The 15,188-nt window shown below is 44.7% G+C and carries 22 protein-coding genes; 20 read left to right on the top strand and 2 right to left on the bottom strand.

The annotated features are described in order from the left end of the window. Positions 1-10 precede the first annotated feature (10 nt). The 14 genes from H7T88_RS03580 (at position 11) to H7T88_RS03515 (ending at position 9,426) form a co-directional block, all read left to right on the top strand. Complete coding sequence (locus tag H7T88_RS03580; RefSeq protein ID WP_145328782.1) at positions 11-283, top strand: hypothetical protein; 273 nt, start codon at positions 11-13, stop codon at positions 281-283. A 29-nt stretch (positions 284-312) separates the two neighbouring features. Then, complete coding sequence (locus H7T88_RS03575; RefSeq protein ID WP_154982946.1) at positions 313-1,194, top strand: GNAT family N-acetyltransferase; 882 nt, start codon at positions 313-315, stop codon at positions 1,192-1,194. A 20-nt stretch (positions 1,195-1,214) separates the two neighbouring features. After that, the gene (locus H7T88_RS03570) at positions 1,215-1,811 is read left to right on the top strand and encodes an HD domain-containing protein (RefSeq protein WP_221786911.1); all 597 of its coding nucleotides are present in this window, start codon (positions 1,215-1,217) and stop codon (positions 1,809-1,811) included. 45 nt (positions 1,812-1,856) lie between these two features. Next, a complete protein-coding gene (locus H7T88_RS03565) occupies positions 1,857-2,309 on the top strand; it encodes an NUDIX hydrolase (RefSeq protein WP_154982947.1) in 453 nt (150 codons plus the stop codon). A 98-nt stretch (positions 2,310-2,407) separates the two neighbouring features. After that, positions 2,408-3,196 (top strand): hypothetical protein, encoded by a 789-nt coding sequence (locus H7T88_RS03560; RefSeq protein ID WP_221786909.1) that lies wholly within the window; start codon positions 2,408-2,410, stop codon positions 3,194-3,196. A gap of 88 nt (positions 3,197-3,284) precedes the next feature. Continuing rightward, on the top strand, positions 3,285-3,914 hold the full coding sequence (locus H7T88_RS03555; RefSeq protein ID WP_221786907.1) for a hypothetical protein: 630 nt from the start codon (positions 3,285-3,287) through the stop codon (positions 3,912-3,914). Next, complete coding sequence (locus H7T88_RS03550; protein WP_221786904.1) at positions 3,911-4,360, top strand: YhfM domain-containing protein; 450 nt, start codon at positions 3,911-3,913, stop codon at positions 4,358-4,360. The genes H7T88_RS03555 and H7T88_RS03550 overlap by 4 nt, the downstream gene beginning before the upstream one ends. Positions 4,361-4,400: 40 nt before the next feature. Next, complete coding sequence (locus H7T88_RS03545; protein ID WP_221786902.1) at positions 4,401-4,982, top strand: GNAT family N-acetyltransferase; 582 nt, start codon at positions 4,401-4,403, stop codon at positions 4,980-4,982. A 137-nt stretch (positions 4,983-5,119) separates the two neighbouring features. Then, the gene (locus H7T88_RS03540) at positions 5,120-5,650 is read left to right on the top strand and encodes a PH domain-containing protein (protein ID WP_260510688.1); all 531 of its coding nucleotides are present in this window, start codon (positions 5,120-5,122) and stop codon (positions 5,648-5,650) included. Continuing rightward, the gene (locus tag H7T88_RS03535) at positions 5,647-7,233 is read left to right on the top strand and encodes a PH domain-containing protein (protein WP_221786901.1); all 1,587 of its coding nucleotides are present in this window, start codon (positions 5,647-5,649) and stop codon (positions 7,231-7,233) included. Before H7T88_RS03540 ends, H7T88_RS03535 begins: the two co-directional genes overlap by 4 nt. 24 nt (positions 7,234-7,257) lie before the next feature. Next, positions 7,258-7,620, top strand: coding sequence for a DUF3139 domain-containing protein (locus tag H7T88_RS03530; RefSeq protein ID WP_221786899.1), 363 nt, complete (start codon positions 7,258-7,260; stop codon positions 7,618-7,620). Positions 7,621-7,641: 21 nt separating this feature from the next. Beyond that, the gene (locus tag H7T88_RS03525; RefSeq protein ID WP_221786897.1) at positions 7,642-8,427 is read left to right on the top strand and encodes a Cof-type HAD-IIB family hydrolase; all 786 of its coding nucleotides are present in this window, start codon (positions 7,642-7,644) and stop codon (positions 8,425-8,427) included. A 120-nt stretch (positions 8,428-8,547) separates the two neighbouring features. Next, positions 8,548-8,718, top strand: coding sequence for a YHYH domain-containing protein (locus tag H7T88_RS03520; protein WP_154887023.1), 171 nt, complete (start codon positions 8,548-8,550; stop codon positions 8,716-8,718). 45 nt (positions 8,719-8,763) lie between these two features. Next, positions 8,764-9,426: an HAD family hydrolase gene (locus H7T88_RS03515; protein WP_221786895.1), complete on the top strand. Its 663-nt coding sequence runs from the start codon at positions 8,764-8,766 to the stop codon at positions 9,424-9,426. 6 nt (positions 9,427-9,432) lie between these two features. Here H7T88_RS03515 and H7T88_RS03510 read toward each other — a convergent pair whose 3' ends face one another. Next, complete coding sequence (locus H7T88_RS03510; RefSeq protein ID WP_221786893.1) at positions 9,433-10,590, bottom strand: glycosyltransferase family 4 protein; 1,158 nt, start codon at positions 10,588-10,590, stop codon at positions 9,433-9,435. 179 nt (positions 10,591-10,769) lie between these two features. On the opposite strand from H7T88_RS03510, the gene H7T88_RS03505 reads away from it, so the two are divergent. Both H7T88_RS03505 and H7T88_RS03500 read left to right on the top strand, forming a co-directional pair. Further along, positions 10,770-11,339 carry a DMP19 family protein gene (locus H7T88_RS03505; RefSeq protein WP_221786890.1) on the top strand — a complete coding sequence of 190 codons (570 nt, stop codon included), beginning with the start codon at positions 10,770-10,772 and terminating at the stop codon, positions 11,337-11,339. A 19-nt stretch (positions 11,340-11,358) separates the two neighbouring features. Then, positions 11,359-11,640, top strand: a complete 282-nt coding sequence (locus tag H7T88_RS03500; protein ID WP_221786888.1) for a hypothetical protein — start codon at positions 11,359-11,361, stop codon at positions 11,638-11,640. Between the two features lie 72 nt (positions 11,641-11,712). Here H7T88_RS03500 and H7T88_RS03495 read toward each other — a convergent pair whose 3' ends face one another. Further along, complete coding sequence (locus H7T88_RS03495) at positions 11,713-12,486, bottom strand: sporulation protein (protein ID WP_221786885.1); 774 nt, start codon at positions 12,484-12,486, stop codon at positions 11,713-11,715. A gap of 163 nt (positions 12,487-12,649) precedes the next feature. Here H7T88_RS03495 and H7T88_RS03490 point away from each other — a divergent pair, with 163 nt between their 5' ends. The 4 genes from H7T88_RS03490 (at position 12,650) to H7T88_RS03475 (ending at position 15,041) form a co-directional block, all read left to right on the top strand. Continuing rightward, complete coding sequence (locus H7T88_RS03490; RefSeq protein WP_221786883.1) at positions 12,650-13,327, top strand: class I SAM-dependent methyltransferase; 678 nt, start codon at positions 12,650-12,652, stop codon at positions 13,325-13,327. A 20-nt stretch (positions 13,328-13,347) separates the two neighbouring features. Then, positions 13,348-13,890, top strand: coding sequence for a GNAT family N-acetyltransferase (locus H7T88_RS03485; protein ID WP_221786881.1), 543 nt, complete (start codon positions 13,348-13,350; stop codon positions 13,888-13,890). A 67-nt stretch (positions 13,891-13,957) separates the two neighbouring features. Further along, positions 13,958-14,485, top strand: coding sequence for a YfiT family bacillithiol transferase (locus H7T88_RS03480; RefSeq protein ID WP_221786879.1), 528 nt, complete (start codon positions 13,958-13,960; stop codon positions 14,483-14,485). A gap of 172 nt (positions 14,486-14,657) precedes the next feature. Beyond that, complete coding sequence (locus H7T88_RS03475; protein WP_221786877.1) at positions 14,658-15,041, top strand: VOC family protein; 384 nt, start codon at positions 14,658-14,660, stop codon at positions 15,039-15,041. Positions 15,042-15,188 lie beyond the last annotated feature (147 nt).

Here is a 15,188-nt window from a genome sequence, read left to right as displayed (position 1 = left end):
AACTTGATATATGAAAGAATCACAACGGATCAAATGGGAGAAACAATTACAGCAAGGAAAAAGGCATCATATCCTGGTGCGCGGCGTTTTGGGCTGGGGTTTGCCTTTGGCTTTTCTGTATACCTTGGTGATGACCTCGTGGAGCGGACAAAGTTTAACCCTGAATGGTGAGTTTTATGTAAACTTACTGACGGCACTTGTGTTGTTTCCAGCTGCTGGCATCTGGTATGGTGCCTGGACGTGGAAAATCCTGAAAATGAAAGTCGAGCAAGGCAGAAGGTAGAGCGGTGAGGTGAAGAAAGGATTGAGTACATGATTACTGAGCTGGAGGCTTCTGAATTTCACAAAATAAAACATCTAACCAATGCCTGTCGCAATATGGAGGTCAAAGCAGTGGCATCAGGCATGAACCCGGGACGGGTCTATGTCGACGATACCCTCAATCCTCAAGCGGCGCTTGTATGGGTTCAGGGGCAATCCGGTTATCAGCTAATTGGTGATTTTCAGAATGAAGTGTTCCGAAGTGAACTCCGAGAGTACATGGAGACACAGATTTATCCCACATTAGCATCATTACAAATTTCTGACGTAGAGATTGGCGTAGAAGATAGTCGGTGGGAAGCGGTACTTGAGCATATGGCTGGCCCGAGTGAACTGAACGATGATACACAGCATGTGTATCTGCTAAACCCAACGGATGAAAGAATAGAGCGAACAGAGAAAATAAAGAGTGCCAAGCGCTCATCTTCCTCTAGAATGCTTATACAACCAGTCGAGGGAACACAGGTTATTATAATAGACGAAGTACTTTTGAAAGACGATAGGTTGAATAATCTTTCTTTTGTCACATATAAGATCAAGCATTTCTGGACAAACGTAGATGCTTTTTTGAAACATGGTGTTGGCTATGTTGTTACTCGCGAGGAAGAGATTGTGTGCATATGTATTTCTGCTTTTGTCGATGGAAACACACATGCCATTGATATTGAAACATTGGAAGGTCATCGTAAGCGAAATTATGCTGCCTTGGCTGCTCAAGCGTATATGAACGAATGTAACGATAGAGGCATCCGTCCCTATTGGGATTGCTCTCCGGATAACATAGGTTCGATCCGTTTAGCACAAGGTGCAGGTTTATCTCTGGATTTTAACTATCAGGTCTATTGGTACAGCATTTCAGAGTGTATGCGTTAGTAATTGAAGGGGGTAAGAGCGTGGATGAGACACTAGAGTCACAGGTCCAGTTTCTGATTGAAATAGACAAGCTGAAAACGATTGAACGAAGAACACGAATTATCCATGGCGAACGGCTCGAGAATGATGCAGAACATTCTTGGCATCTAGCCATGATGGCATTCATATTGCATGGTCATGCTAACAAGGAAATCGACATGCTTAAAGTAATCAAGATGTTACTTGTTCATGACCTTGTTGAAATTGATGCCGGTGATACCTTTGCGTATGACACCCAAGGAAACACAGATAAACATGAACGAGAGCTTAAAGCCGCAAACCGATTATTTGGTATGTTGCCAGAAGACCAAGCCGAAGAACTGTTAAGTCTGTGGATGGAGTTCGAGACCAAAGAGACACCGGAGGCCAGGTTTGCTTCTTCCATGGATCGGTTGCAGCCGATCATTCATAATCATCAGAATGAAGGTGATACATGGCAGAAATATAACATTACGAGTGATCAGGTATTAAATCGTAATGCCGAAATTGCAAATGGGTCAGCAACGCTGTGGAAGTATACACAACAAATCGTACAAGATTCGGTAGATCAGGGGATATTGAAACAATCCGGTTCCTAAGTAAACGGGGGCTGTTTTAACTACATTTGGACTCAGGAGGCTAACATGGGGTACATCATGGATTTACGAAAATTGGTAGGCACACGTCCCTTGATCATGGCAGGTTCATGTGTACTGGTGTTTAACGAGCAGGGTCACCTGCTACTCCAGAAACGAACAGATAGCTTGGATTGGGGTACCATTGGCGGTTCGCTTGAACCGGGTGAATCATTGGAAGAGACTGCTGCGCGTGAACTATATGAAGAAGCTGGTCTGCGAGCAGAGGCATATAAGCTGATTACCATATTTTCGGGTCAGGATATGTATTACCGTTATCCACATGGAGATGAGGTATACAATGTCATGGCAATCTATGAAGCAGGCGGCATTACGGGCAGTCCAACGGTGATGGATGATGAAGGGTTAGAGCTCAGGTACTTCGACTTGACTCAGCCGATTCCGGATATCAATCCATTCACCAAATATGTGCTGTCCAAAGCGGGATATATCAAAAGCTAGGAGGAGTTTCGCACAACATTATCATTTTTCTCTCAGTGATTTACGGATACTGATTTAGTATGATAATAGTATCATTTTGCAAAGAGAGAGGGTTAGACATGGATACATTTTTGCAGCAAATTAACGAGTTAAATGAGCTTCAGATCGAGCTGGTCAGCCTGCATCCTTTTTTTGCAGAACACCATCCGGTTGTTGTAGCACACGAATCATTGTTATATATCTATGATTATTCATCTGTATCCGGGCAATACGAATGGGTCAAAACCGTACCGGACGACCTATATATTCCTGATGACTGCCTCGGCGCAATGCCTGTACATCATATGAACGATCGGATGTGCGCGATTGTGACCGCTTCTGTTTTCAAAGATTTAGAGCAGAAGGTTTTTCTGTTCCATGAATACGTGCATTGTTCTGTCTATGGAAAATACGAGGAACGAATCGTTGACCGGATGCAGATTAAACATAAAATGACCCAGTTGAGGCGTGTAACCTGGGAGATCGATTACGAATTCCCGTACGAAGATGAGATTGTTGCTGGGCGAATTGAATCTCTTCTATCTGCGTTGAAAAGTGAGAATTTACAGCAAATTCAGGTGGCGCGAACGGCATTGTTCCAATCTCTTACAGAAGAGCAAGCGGAATATTGGAGCTGGCTGGAATGGAATGAAGGAGCAGCAAGGTATATCGAGAATTTGATTCGAGCCAAGTATGAATTGCAGCCTAATCATTATGGCGATACAGCACCTTTTAACCGCCTCGTATTTTACGAGTGTGGATCGGAATATATCCGTTTGCTGGTGAAGGATCAGCCTGCGTATCATACGGATCTGGAAAAGTTGTTTGACCGGATGCAGGACGAGAGACTGGCAGGTTTGGTGAGCTAACGAGAGATTATATATAACCATTCCTTCAATGGAAAAAGGAGATCGGTCTATGCCTCTGCCTATGGTGCATTTAAGTGTAGCCCATTGATTGGCTGATACGTTGCCTGAACCACTGGACCTGGGAGCATTTTATCTCGGAAATATTGCGCCAGATGCCATTCATATGCGTGAAGGCACAACAAGGGACGACAAGCAGTATACTCATTTTTATCCTGAGCAAGAAGACAATTATACCGGACGTCTCCAGAAGTTTTATGGTGATTACATCAGCGAGCGCAAGAGTGAAGGCTGGACTTCCTTTGTCACTGGTTACTTCATGCATGTGATGACGGATTATTACTGGTTTCGAAGTGTGTATCCCGCATTCGAGGAACAGGTTCGTGAGCAAGACCAGTGTGAGGGAGCCGTGCGAACCAAGGAAGACCTGGCCCGTTTATATTACAAGGAGACGGATCAGATTGATTTTAATCTGTATCGCACCATGAATTGGAGCGAAGAAGTATGGTCGGCCTTAAATAACTCGTCAGGGTACGAGATGGCAGATCGTTTAACAGCAGATGAGATCATACGCTGGCGTGATCGCACGTTTTCTTTTTTACATGGGGAAGAACTGGGCATTATTCCAAGTTACATTACCGAAGAGGTTGTACAAGCTTTTGTCCAAAAAACAGTCCCGCGTTTAAACGACTTATTAGCTGAATGGGAGGCCGCTAGGTGAGACATATCGGAATGTTGCTTCTATTCTTCAGCGTCATATTCATTGCAGCGTGCGGTGGCAACAATTCGAGTGATGTGGGCTCCAAAGAGGCTGAGAAACTACAACAGAGTCAGGGGATTCCTACGTTAATCACGTTATCTTGTAATCAGGCTCACTTCTCTAAAACGTGCCGCGATGTAGAATTTGACCGCGCTGACGAGATTCAAATCGTGACCGAAGCCATATTCAGTGCCGAGCGTATGCAGGGGATGCTTGATTATTCTGCTGAATACACGATGAACATCACATATGCAGATGGCGCAGTCACTCGGTACGATCTGTCATTGGGTGCAGATCCAAAGACGCAAGGTTTGCTTGTAAACCAAAAGGATACGACGACTGGATATACGATCCCTCTAGAGAACGCGAATCAACTGAGACAAATCATTCAGCGCCGTACGGACTAAATGGAGCGAAAAGATCAACAACATGAATACAGGCTTATAGATGAATGGAGATGCAGGCAAGTTGATAACAATCGGAACACTGACGGCAGCAGATGTGGATGGAGCATATCATATTTTTGAGACAACGATTCCAGAGGCATACCGTCAGGAAGGGATCGGATCACTTCTGGATGAAATTCAGGAAGAGATCGAACATAAAAAGACTATAGTACAATCTGTTTTGCAACATGAATCTGATCTTGAACCAACGACGACAAGTCCCTTTTTCTTTGTTGCCCGAAAAGAAGGGAAGATCGTAGGTACGATCTCATATGGGCCTTGCGGGAAAGTCGTTCAGGAATGCACCAACCATCGGCTGGATCACGTTGGAACGCTGGGCTCACTGTATGTTTTACCTGAACTGCAGGGCCAGGGGATTGCTTCAGCGCTTATTGCGGCATTGGTCACCGAACTACAGAAGCGGGGGATTATCCAATTTTGTCTGGACAGTGGTTATCGAATTGCACAGCAGAAGTGGCGGCGGAAGTTTGGAGAACCGTATGTTGTGACGAAGGACTACTGGGGTGAAGGAAGCGAAAATATGGTATGGTTGTGTGAAGTGCAGGATTTTGCTGGAAAATAAACGAAAACAAAAGATGACCCCCTGCACTTGAACAGGAGTCATCTTTTTTTATTTCTTTTATCTTACTGCATCGATACATACGCATCATCGTAAAGTATATAGACCAAAAAAGACATGAGAGAGGAGAGAACAACAACATGTCAGAAACAACAGATATGGCAGTAACAACTGGAACAGAGGAATGGAGCACGCCGCAACAGAAGCTTTCCCCTCATGCCATAAGTTTGTGGAGAGTTAGCGCGATCCTTTACAACGTCATTGGCTTTGTGGTGTTGGCAGCGTTGCTTATACTGGACTCCGTCTATGATTGGAGGCCGTGGATCGGCTGGATTTTATGGGGAGTCACGGTTATATCCGCAGGTTATGCTGTGTGGGATATATTTTTGCAGCCCGTGTTGTTGTATCGATATTGGTTTTATGGCGTTAACGCAGAGTTTGTGCAATTGAAGCATGGGGCATTGAACAAGGTGCACCAAGTCATTCCGATGGCCAAGGTGCAATCCGTATCAACGAATCAGGGGCCATTGATGAGAAAATACGGACTATACTCGGTGTCCATCGGAACGATGGGTTCATCTCATCATATACCGGCCTTGCCGGAAGATGTGGCATATGCGCTGCGTAACCAGATTGCGGATTATGCCCGGATTAACGAGGTGGATGAATGACGGAGATGAAACGGCATCATGCACTCAGCTTGTTGTGGAGTTTGGGTAATCTGCTTAAAAGTACATTTGCTTTTATTCTGTTTTTATTCGTATTTCGTGCAGGATCAGATCAGGCATGGGTCTTCTATGCGAGAATCATCTTTTACATCGGTATTTGCATAGCACTAATCTCGATCATCTGGAAATGGTTCACAACACGTTATTCAGCCGATGAGAAAGCTTTCCATATTTACACGGGAGCATTCAGTCGAACCCGTAGAACGATCCCGTATACGAAAGTACAAAATGTGAGCCGACATACGAGCTTTGTTCATCGTTTGTTCGGAGTAACCTCTATACGCTTCGAAACGGGTATCAAGGGTGATGATGCGACGTTTCAGCTACAGGTCGTTTCGGTTTCTGAAGCAGAACAATTAGAAAAGCGGGTAGCCCGTCATTTATCCGAAGTCCAAGCTACGGTTGAGGGAATTATGGATGATGAGCAGGATGCAAAGGATGAGAAAAGTCTACTTGCAGAGCAGTATATCGAAACTGAAGAACAAGCAGGCAGTGACTCAAGCGCCAATGCCAATAACAATGACACAGGAATTAAAGGCACATTCGAACACGTCGTTCACTACCGTTCTACGCGCAAAGATGTGTTCAAAGCTTCGTTTACTTCACTTAGTTTTCTGGTGTTGATCCCGATCTTGGGTTCCTTGTACTCAACCGTGAAGGATTTCTTCCCAGACGAAACCGTAACCGAAAGCCTTGTATTAACCTGGCTTGAATCATGGTGGGTGACGAGCCTGGTCATTCTGCTTTTGATCCTTGTATCTGTCGGGCTTGGAATTGTGCGTACCTTTGTGAAATATGGAGATTTCCAGATCACGTCCGATGACAAGCGAATTTATATTACAAAGGGCATGCTGGAGAAGACGTCGTTCTCGATCCAGAAAGATCGTGTACAGGCCGTCAAGATTACACAGTCCCTGATGAAAAGAATGCTGGGTCTTGCCGAGGTAGAACTTACAACCGCAGGCAGTTTGGGTGAAGCTAGCCAGGAGATTAACACATTATATCCCTTTTTACCTGTGAGGGAGGCCTATCGCATCATTGAAGAAATGCTGCCTTCCTACCATGTGACGGAGGAAATGCATAGGTTGCCGCAAAAAGCGTTGTGGTTGCGTTTACTTAAACCAAACGGGTTGTGGATCATCGTCACGGGTGTGCTAATATACTTCAAACCGGTTTTGTTCGGCATGGAACAGACATGGTGGATGATTTCGCTACTGTTGCTCGTGTGGATTACAACGTGTAAAGTGATCAATTTTTATCATACGCGGTATGCACTGAACGATCAGTTCATTCAGTTTCGCTCAGGTGCGCTGACTTCGACACTGTTTCTGTCCAAACGGGAAAAGGTCATTGAAATCAAGATTACACGTCATCCCTTGCAGCGCAAGTTAGGGCTGGCTTCCATCCATACCGTAAATCGCGCCAAACCTGTCATGCATCAATATGTTCACGATATACCGGATGATGTAGCTGGCACATTCCAGATGTGGTACATGAGGCGTTCCAACGAGGTACAGATCCGGTAGAAACGACAAGGGGCGTTAAGTAAAATGAGTAAAACGAAAAAGATTGTATCATGGACGATTGGCATTACGCTCATTGTATTGATTCTCATGCCGTTTATCTATGTAAAAGTCAACAAAATGATCTATGCACATCGTGTCACAACATATTTAACGGAGCAGAAACATTATTCTCCTGATGAGATTGAATCCGTAGAAGGCGTCTGGAGCGTAAAACTGCCACCCTTCCTTGCTGTAGTGAAGTTTAAGGATGAACCGGATGTGGAGTATATATATTTTGCACATAATGATGTGATTCAGTTTAGCCATCGCATTTCGGAAGAGGCGCAGAAGAGCGGTAAAACGAAATCAGACCTGAAGCATTTTGCGCCGACAGACGACCAGCAGTAGAGGAGAAGAGGATGAGGGTTAATGAAAAAAGTAATAAAAGCTGTATTTTTGGATGTGGACGGTACGTTGCTTAGTGAACAAGATCGCAGTCTCTCCAAGTGTACCGAAGAGTCCATTTGCAGGTTAATCCAAAAAGGAATTCATATCATCCTTGTGACAGGCAGACCACATCATCTATGTGAAGAGTTTAAGCATCTTGGCATAGATACGGTTATTTCAGCTAATGGAGCTTTGGTTACTTGCCGTGGTGAAATCATTCATAAATCCATTCTTTCTTCAACCATGGTTAGGGAATTCAGTCATTTTGCTGATTCTCAGGGACATGCACTTTCCTACTTTACGGAGTCTTTTGGCATGAACGGAACTGGTCGGACGGATCATCATGTGATAGTTGCTCTTCGAGAGACACTTGGAATGATGGAATATGCGGAACAGATCATGACGCTCGATGAGGAAATATACTGTATGTGTTTATACGCAAATGAGGAGGAGACAAACCGATATAAAGAACAGTTTCCTTATTTACGATTTGTACGATTCCATCCGTACGTTTGCAATGTGCTAGAAGCGGGTGAAGTCAGTAAATCTGTAGCGGCTCAGAAAGTTCTAACTCACCTAAATATACGCAGAGAGGATACGATGGCTTTTGGGGATGGAGAGAACGATATAGATCTACTAACTTATGTGGGCGTAGGTGTCGCTATGGGAAACGCTGGAGAGCGTGTTAAGCAAAGTGCGGACTACGTCACGCTGAAAGCGAGTGAGGATGGAATAACTCATGCGTTGAGGCACTACAAGCTTATATAAAGGGACTTTAGTTGGAATAAGGGATATCCATATTGTGGATTTTTATGTAAAATGAAATGAAGTGAAGTGAAGTGAGAAAGCCCTAAAGCATAGGGCGTCAAAAGAAAGGTGAATTTTAATATGAAAAAAGGTTTTATACTCATTTTATCGCTGGTTATACTTATCGGTGTATCCTCTTCGGCGTATGCACATCCTGGTCGATTGGACAAAAACGGTGGACACAAGTGCTCCGCAAAATCGATTAAAAAAGGTCTGTGCACAGGCTATCATTATCATAAAAAGAAAAAGTAGTCTCTACTTCTCAATTAACTGAAGGAGAACGGAGGAACAAACTTCATGGATCGCATTAAAGCTGTCATTTTTGACTTGGACAACACGATTCTAAACCGGACAAGAACGTTTGAGGGTTTCACACAAAGTTTGATCAACACGTATTTTGGACACATGGAATCGACCGAACATATAAAGCAGCGGATCATCGAGCTCGACGAAGATGGTTATAAGGAGAAACCCCGGCTGTTCGACGAATTATTAGAAGAATTACCTTGGGCAGAACATCCTCCGCACGAAGAACTAATGGCATTCTACGGCCGGGAGTATGTGCGAAATTCGGTGCTCATGGATGAGGCAAGAGAAGTGGTACAGCATTTGAAAGGCCGTTATTTAATCGGTTTAATCACCAATGGTCAAACACAGATTCAATATGGAAAGATTGATCAACTTGGCATTCGTGAGGATTATGATCACATCATTGTATCGGAAGAAGCAGGTGTGAAAAAGCCTGATCCGCGTATATTTCAATTAGCCCTTGATCATTTTGGTATAGAACCTGAGCAATGCCTCTACATCGGGGATCATCCGCTGAATGATATACAAGGGGCGGCCAAAGCAGGCATGAATACGATCTGGATGAAGGTAAACCAGCCTTGGCCGGAGAAAGTGGAGACTACACCGCTACATACAATCCAGCAGCTTCGGGAATTGAAAACCTTACTTTAGCAAAATTTATGCCGTGTAGATTCGACCTATCTTCTGTCGATGACGTTGCTGGGTGGCCTCTTCGTAATCTTCAATCAGGGTGTCAAAAATCTGCTCCCAGGAACGCTGCTCTGCAAGTTTTCGGCCTTCAAGTCCCATCTTTTTCAGCAGTTCCGAAGAATGGACTCGTAACCTAATCTCTCTTATAAATGCGTCTACGTTACCCGGCTCAACAAGTATGCCGCTGTGCTGATGTACGATAAGGTCTTTGACTCCGCCGGCGTTAGCAGCCAGTACGGGAAGACCCGAGGCCATGGCTTCCAGCACCACATTGCCGAAGGTCTCTGTACAAGAAGGAAAGACAAACAGATCTGCTGATGCATACATCGATGCAAGCTCATCACCATGCAAATATCCGGTGAACGTAACATTGGCAGGCGCTTGCTGCTGCATCTTGGGAAGGGCAGGCCCATCACCGACAATGATCCAGTGAACATGGGCTTGTAGTTCTGCGGGCAATTGCTGCATCGTGGCTGTCAGGGTGGCTATATCTTTTTCCGGGGAGATACGTCCCACGTAGAGCAGGATGAGAGGTGCGGTGATCTGATACCGTTCGCGAATGCTGGGGGTTCGTTTGCATGGAGAATAGAGGTTACAATCAATGCCGCGAGACCAGAGCTTGAGCCGCTGAATCCCCTGAGACTGTAAGGTGTACATCGTGTCTTGGGACGGAACGAATGTAGTATCACAGGTGCGATGAAACCACTTGATGTACTTCCAGTAGAGTGGAATGACACTTCCAAGCTTGTAATAATTGAGATAACGATCAAAGTGGGTGTGATAAGAGATGACGTGTGGAAGGTTGAACTTGAGTGCATATCTCAGGCCAAGCAGCCCCATGTTAAACGGTGTAGCGACATGAAGCAGATCAGGCTGAAATTCCTGTAGCTGTTTATAGGCAGTTACTTTGCTGGGAAAAGCGATTCTGCATTCGGGATACAGAAAAAAGGGGATATTGATTACGGAGCTTACGGGAGCTTCAACGTTTCCTTCCATGATGGATTGGGATGTAAACAGCAGATGTTCTATATTTCTGCGATTCAGATGGTTGCTTAGACGATGGAGTGTTCCTGCGACACCATTGGTTTCTGGAAGATAAGTATCTGTGAACAAGGCTAGACGCATCCTTACCCCTCCCTAAACTTGTGATGCCAAGATCATAACAGCGAATTATTTTCCATGAGTCAAATGCATGTTAACTTGGCGCGATTTCTTTTCTATACAGCATATTCTGGTATGATGGAGAGACGTGGCGGCGCAGATCATGACTACGCTATATAGAGAGATACAGGAGGACAAGTGAGATGAACAAGTTACAGGAAGAAATGGCGGAGTTGATGCCGCTTGCAGGCATCGAAGAGATGTCAGGCGAAGAAATGGTGGGCAGCATTGCGATGGATATGTACCGGGCTGAATTTGCCACGATTCGGGAACAAGTTTCAGAACTGCCTGTTGTAATACGAGATATTATGCTGATTATTGATCTGGATACGGAACTATCCATGAATGGATTGACCGGTTATTTGGAGAATGCCAGCGGCCTGCATTTGAGAGAGGTCATCGAAGCGTTAAACCGAAGTGGCAATGAGACAGATGCGATGATTTTGCAAAAGGTGGAACAACTCTTGAAGGAACAAGGAATTACGCCAGAAAAACTCAGAGAGAACGTGGAACGTCTGTCCGAACACGACATATCAACAAGTTTGCAGACACATGGGACACAGATCCATGAGTTATTACAGCAGGTAGAGCAGGAAGGTCAACATTTAAGCTTTCAAGCGGATAATGAAGAAGTTTTCGATTTGCTGTACCAGTATGTAGACGAGCATAAAGATGAATTAAAGCAGCAACTGGAGCAGTTTCTCGTTCTATAAGAATAAGGGGGAGAAATGGATGCGTCTGAACAAACGTGTGGGGATGGAAACCATTATCGTTAGCTTTACTTTCCTGCTTTTGTTGGTGGTTTGGAAAGTAGTCCAAGGCATGTTTCTAACATTACAGCATGTCCCGCAAGGTACACCATTACAAACCTCTGGTGGGACATCGCAAGTTGACTTTGGACATGTGGCAAGTGGAAGCGGTTTGATGATAACCCTAAGTGTTGGTGGTATATTCCTTTTGGCTATAGCGTACTATGTTGTTCGTTCTTATGTTGTGGGAAAAAACAAGAGATAAAGAGAGTAGCCCTTGGTATCAGATGGATACATAGCCGGGGGCTGCTCTCTTGATGTTTTGCATGTTCGTAGTCTATAGGTGCTCTGAAATAATCTCTTCCAAGCCTTGTGCGACGGAACGTGCACCACGCTCCAGATGTCTCTCGTGCAGTTGCAGGCGCACATAGGTCTCATCCGTGCCCATGGCTTCGGAGAACATTCCGCTAAGTCCACGTGCACGACGGTCGATCTGGATCAACAGTTCCAGGGAATTCCCCATTGGATAGAAGAGAACTTCAAGTTCATCCAAATATCCGCGGAACTTGGTTGTCGGCACAAACTCAAACTCTTGTACAAACGGCAGATTGCCACCGAGCCTTGGCGCATAATCATTGGTTACTTCACGAAGCTTGAATCCCAGCATATCTATGGCATCCAGAACAATTTCCATCTCTCTGGAAGGCACAACATGAATAAGGTCTCGATCTGATGGGTCTACTGCGCTAGAGATGTCCAGTCCCGTTTCCACCCATACTTCCGCACGGTGTAGTGTAATCGGTAAATTTTCCGGTAGATCGAATTGAAAGCTCTTTTCCAGTTTTGTACCAGGCTGCAGGGTGAACCCCTCGGTGAGCAGATATTTGGCTACAACAGCCGTTTCCTTCACTTTGCGATCATTACTTTCCCGAATGTAGTGCGTTTTGATTAATAGATAAATCCGATCAACCTGCTGCTCCACACCTCCGCCCTCAATGTACACTATTCCCGAAAGAGTTCCTCCGGGCATAACTTCTGTTGTATGTAACTCCGTATTTACTTTTGCTGCACCTACACCAACACTGGCCAGCATTTTTTTGAAAAATGACATGTGAGCAACCTCCAGATTCATGGATTATTATGGGGGAATTATGATTTCGAGCATAATACGGACGATGAAATAGATGCGTTTCAATTTTTACAAGAACAGGGGAATCTGTATGGTTTCGCCCGAATGTTACTTTAGGATCAAGATTCCAGATAGGAGGATGTCTATGAGTATGGAGTGGTACGATATGATTGCACGACGTAATGGTGGATACAGAGCTCGGGCACAGTACATATGGGAGGGGAAGTCCGCAGAAGAAATGTTCGAAGAGCGGCTGACCAAGTTGCTGCCTGGGTATACATCGGTGCTTGATGCAGGCTGTGGACACGGTGACTTTACTCTTAAAATGGCGGCACATGCTACTCATATAACAGGGTTCGACAACTCGGAAGAGATGATTAAAATAGCCCAAGAGAGGCTGGCATCGAGTACAATTCAGAATGTGGATTTTATCTGTGCTACAACAAAAGAAGAACTGCCTTTTCAGGATGAACAATTCGGCTTGATTTATAATCGTAGGGGTCCCACATCCATTATTGAATACGGAAGACTTCTCCCTCAGGGAGGCCTGCTGTTTGGAATACATACCGATATAACAAAGGTGCGTGAACGATTGGAACGTAACCTTTACGAGCAGATTGAGATCGAAGAATATCATGAGGCACTTATGGTTTTTCCTGACGAAAATGAGTTTGCTCTCTTCCTTGCAGACGTCCCGGGTAACCCGGATTACACAAGCTCTGAGTTTCGTGAACAATTGCAAACCAAATTAAAGGAACATACAATTGATGGGAAAATAGCCGTTCGAGAGCATAAATATATATGGAAGGCTGTAAAAGCGTAAGGATTCGGGGAGGGGATGAAATGAATATCGTATATCAAGTGGGGAAATTGACAGTTCGCCTGCTACAGACGGAGGATGAGCAGTTGCTAGTCAAATGGCTGTCTGACCCGGAGGTTCTACAGTATTACGAAGGCCGGGATCAGCCGCATGATCTGGAGCTTGTGAGAGCACATTTTTACAATCAGAATGATGAGGCGGCCCGTTGTATTGTAGAGTATGACGGGAGGCCAATCGGATACATTCAGTTCTATGAGCTGGAGACAGAGGAACGTGCGGAATATGGTTATGCTGACAATGGTGAAATCATCTATGGGACGGATCAGTTTATCGGGGAAACGGATTGCTGGAACAGGGGTATCGGCTCACAACTGGTGAAGTCTATGACAGCGTATTTGATTCAGGAGAAACATGCCCGGAGAGTGGTTATGGACCCGCAAGCGTGGAACGAACGTGCGTTATCTTGTTACGAGAAGTGTGGTTTTAAAAGGGTTAAACAATTGCCACAGCATGAACTGCATGAAGGACAGATGAGAGATTGCTGGTTGATGGAGTACACTCTATAAAATAGCCCGGTGAGTCGTGTCGATGTTCATATGCAGTAAACAAATCCACAGGAATGAAGGGGGAAATATGATGGACTTTAGATATCCAATCGGGCAGTTCACACACGAAGGAGAGGTAACGCTGGCTCATAGGCAACAATGGATTCAAGATGTTGCAGACCTGCCTAAGCGTGCGAGAGAAGCGGTAGAAGGATTGAATGAAGAGCAGCTAAGTCTGCCATATCGGGACGGAGGCTGGATGCTGAAACAGGTTATTCACCACATGGCAGACAGTCATATGAACAGTGTGATTCGCTTCAAGCTCGCTTTGACAGAAGATACGCCTACGATTCGCCCGTATTTTGAGGAACGCTGGGCCGAACTGAGCGATTCCAAGGATATGGGTGTGGAGGTTTCACTGCATCTTCTGGATGCACTACATCGCCGCTGGTCGGCATTGCTATACGCGCTAACGGACGAAGACTATGCCAAAGCGTTCTATCATCCTGCATCGAAAGAAACGATGAGACTGGATCATTGTCTAGGATTGTATGCATGGCATGGCAAACATCATGTCGCCCAGATCACTTCACTTCGAGATCGACTGGGAATATAGATAAGAAATTACAGCAAACTTTCCTCGCCGTATAGGTGGCATGAAACGTCAATTTAGCTGCTCTAAAATGTTTATCTTAAAATAGGACATGCATGTTATACTCAATTGGAAACTGAGGCAATCTAAGATTGAAGGAATACCGAGATAACTTGATTAGAGGAGTGGTTGGTACATGTTTAGCAAATTAGGCCAAGTTATGCTGTACGTCAATAACCAGGATGAATCTCTGGCTTTTTGGACGGAAGTAGCCGGGTTCCATATCGTGGATGAGGTTATTCTTGATGGAGGTATGCGGTGGATTGAGATCGCTCCTGCGAAAGATTCACAGACCAGCATCATTTTGCATGATAAAGAGGTCGTAGCACGTATGTCAGCCGGGGTAAATCTGGGCACACCTTCGTTGATGTTTTTCACCGATGACCTTGATCGGTTATATGCTGATTTGTCTGCTAAACATGTAACGGTTGGAGAGATTGTAGAGATGCCAACAGGGCGTGTCTTTAATTTTGCAGATAATGAGAAAAATTACTTTGCCGTGATGGAGCGCAAGGTCTAAAACGAAACGTATTTATAGTTTTAAACCGGTAATCTTATAACTGTAATTTCAAGCGGACAACATGCGATGTTGTTCGTTTTTTGTATGGAAAAAACAACGTATATTCTACTGAATTTTTACATGAAAAATAGAGAATGAATGGTTAAA

It is taken from the genome of Paenibacillus cucumis (ex Kampfer et al. 2016), assembly GCF_019748695.1.
GTDB lineage: Bacteria > Bacillota > Bacilli > Paenibacillales > Paenibacillaceae > Paenibacillus > Paenibacillus polysaccharolyticus.
Note: the sequence above shows the minus strand (reverse complement) of the source record. Positions and strands in the feature narration are given on the sequence as shown.

Coding starts and splice junctions, on each gene's coding strand:
- H7T88_RS03505 (WP_221786890.1), top strand. CDS start 10,770: ATGAACAAGTTACAGGAAGAAATGGCGGAGTTGATGCCGCTTGCAGGC.
- H7T88_RS03580 (WP_145328782.1), top strand. CDS start 11: ATGAAAGAATCACAACGGATCAAATGGGAGAAACAATTACAGCAAGGA.
- H7T88_RS03485 (WP_221786881.1), top strand. CDS start 13,348: ATGAATATCGTATATCAAGTGGGGAAATTGACAGTTCGCCTGCTACAG.
- H7T88_RS03510 (WP_221786893.1), bottom strand. CDS start 10,590: ATGCGTCTAGCCTTGTTCACAGATACTTATCTTCCAGAAACCAATGGT.
- H7T88_RS03490 (WP_221786883.1), top strand. CDS start 12,650: ATGAGTATGGAGTGGTACGATATGATTGCACGACGTAATGGTGGATAC.
- H7T88_RS03525 (WP_221786897.1), top strand. CDS start 7,642: ATGAAAAAAGTAATAAAAGCTGTATTTTTGGATGTGGACGGTACGTTG.
- H7T88_RS03575 (WP_154982946.1), top strand. CDS start 313: ATGATTACTGAGCTGGAGGCTTCTGAATTTCACAAAATAAAACATCTA.
- H7T88_RS03500 (WP_221786888.1), top strand. CDS start 11,359: ATGCGTCTGAACAAACGTGTGGGGATGGAAACCATTATCGTTAGCTTT.
- H7T88_RS03565 (WP_154982947.1), top strand. CDS start 1,857: ATGGGGTACATCATGGATTTACGAAAATTGGTAGGCACACGTCCCTTG.
- H7T88_RS03560 (WP_221786909.1), top strand. CDS start 2,408: ATGGATACATTTTTGCAGCAAATTAACGAGTTAAATGAGCTTCAGATC.
- H7T88_RS03535 (WP_221786901.1), top strand. CDS start 5,647: ATGACGGAGATGAAACGGCATCATGCACTCAGCTTGTTGTGGAGTTTG.
- H7T88_RS03530 (WP_221786899.1), top strand. CDS start 7,258: ATGAGTAAAACGAAAAAGATTGTATCATGGACGATTGGCATTACGCTC.
- H7T88_RS03495 (WP_221786885.1), bottom strand. CDS start 12,486: ATGTCATTTTTCAAAAAAATGCTGGCCAGTGTTGGTGTAGGTGCAGCA.
- H7T88_RS03475 (WP_221786877.1), top strand. CDS start 14,658: ATGTTTAGCAAATTAGGCCAAGTTATGCTGTACGTCAATAACCAGGAT.
- H7T88_RS03515 (WP_221786895.1), top strand. CDS start 8,764: ATGGATCGCATTAAAGCTGTCATTTTTGACTTGGACAACACGATTCTA.
- H7T88_RS03545 (WP_221786902.1), top strand. CDS start 4,401: ATGAATGGAGATGCAGGCAAGTTGATAACAATCGGAACACTGACGGCA.
- H7T88_RS03480 (WP_221786879.1), top strand. CDS start 13,958: ATGATGGACTTTAGATATCCAATCGGGCAGTTCACACACGAAGGAGAG.
- H7T88_RS03520 (WP_154887023.1), top strand. CDS start 8,548: ATGAAAAAAGGTTTTATACTCATTTTATCGCTGGTTATACTTATCGGT.
- H7T88_RS03540 (WP_260510688.1), top strand. CDS start 5,120: ATGTCAGAAACAACAGATATGGCAGTAACAACTGGAACAGAGGAATGG.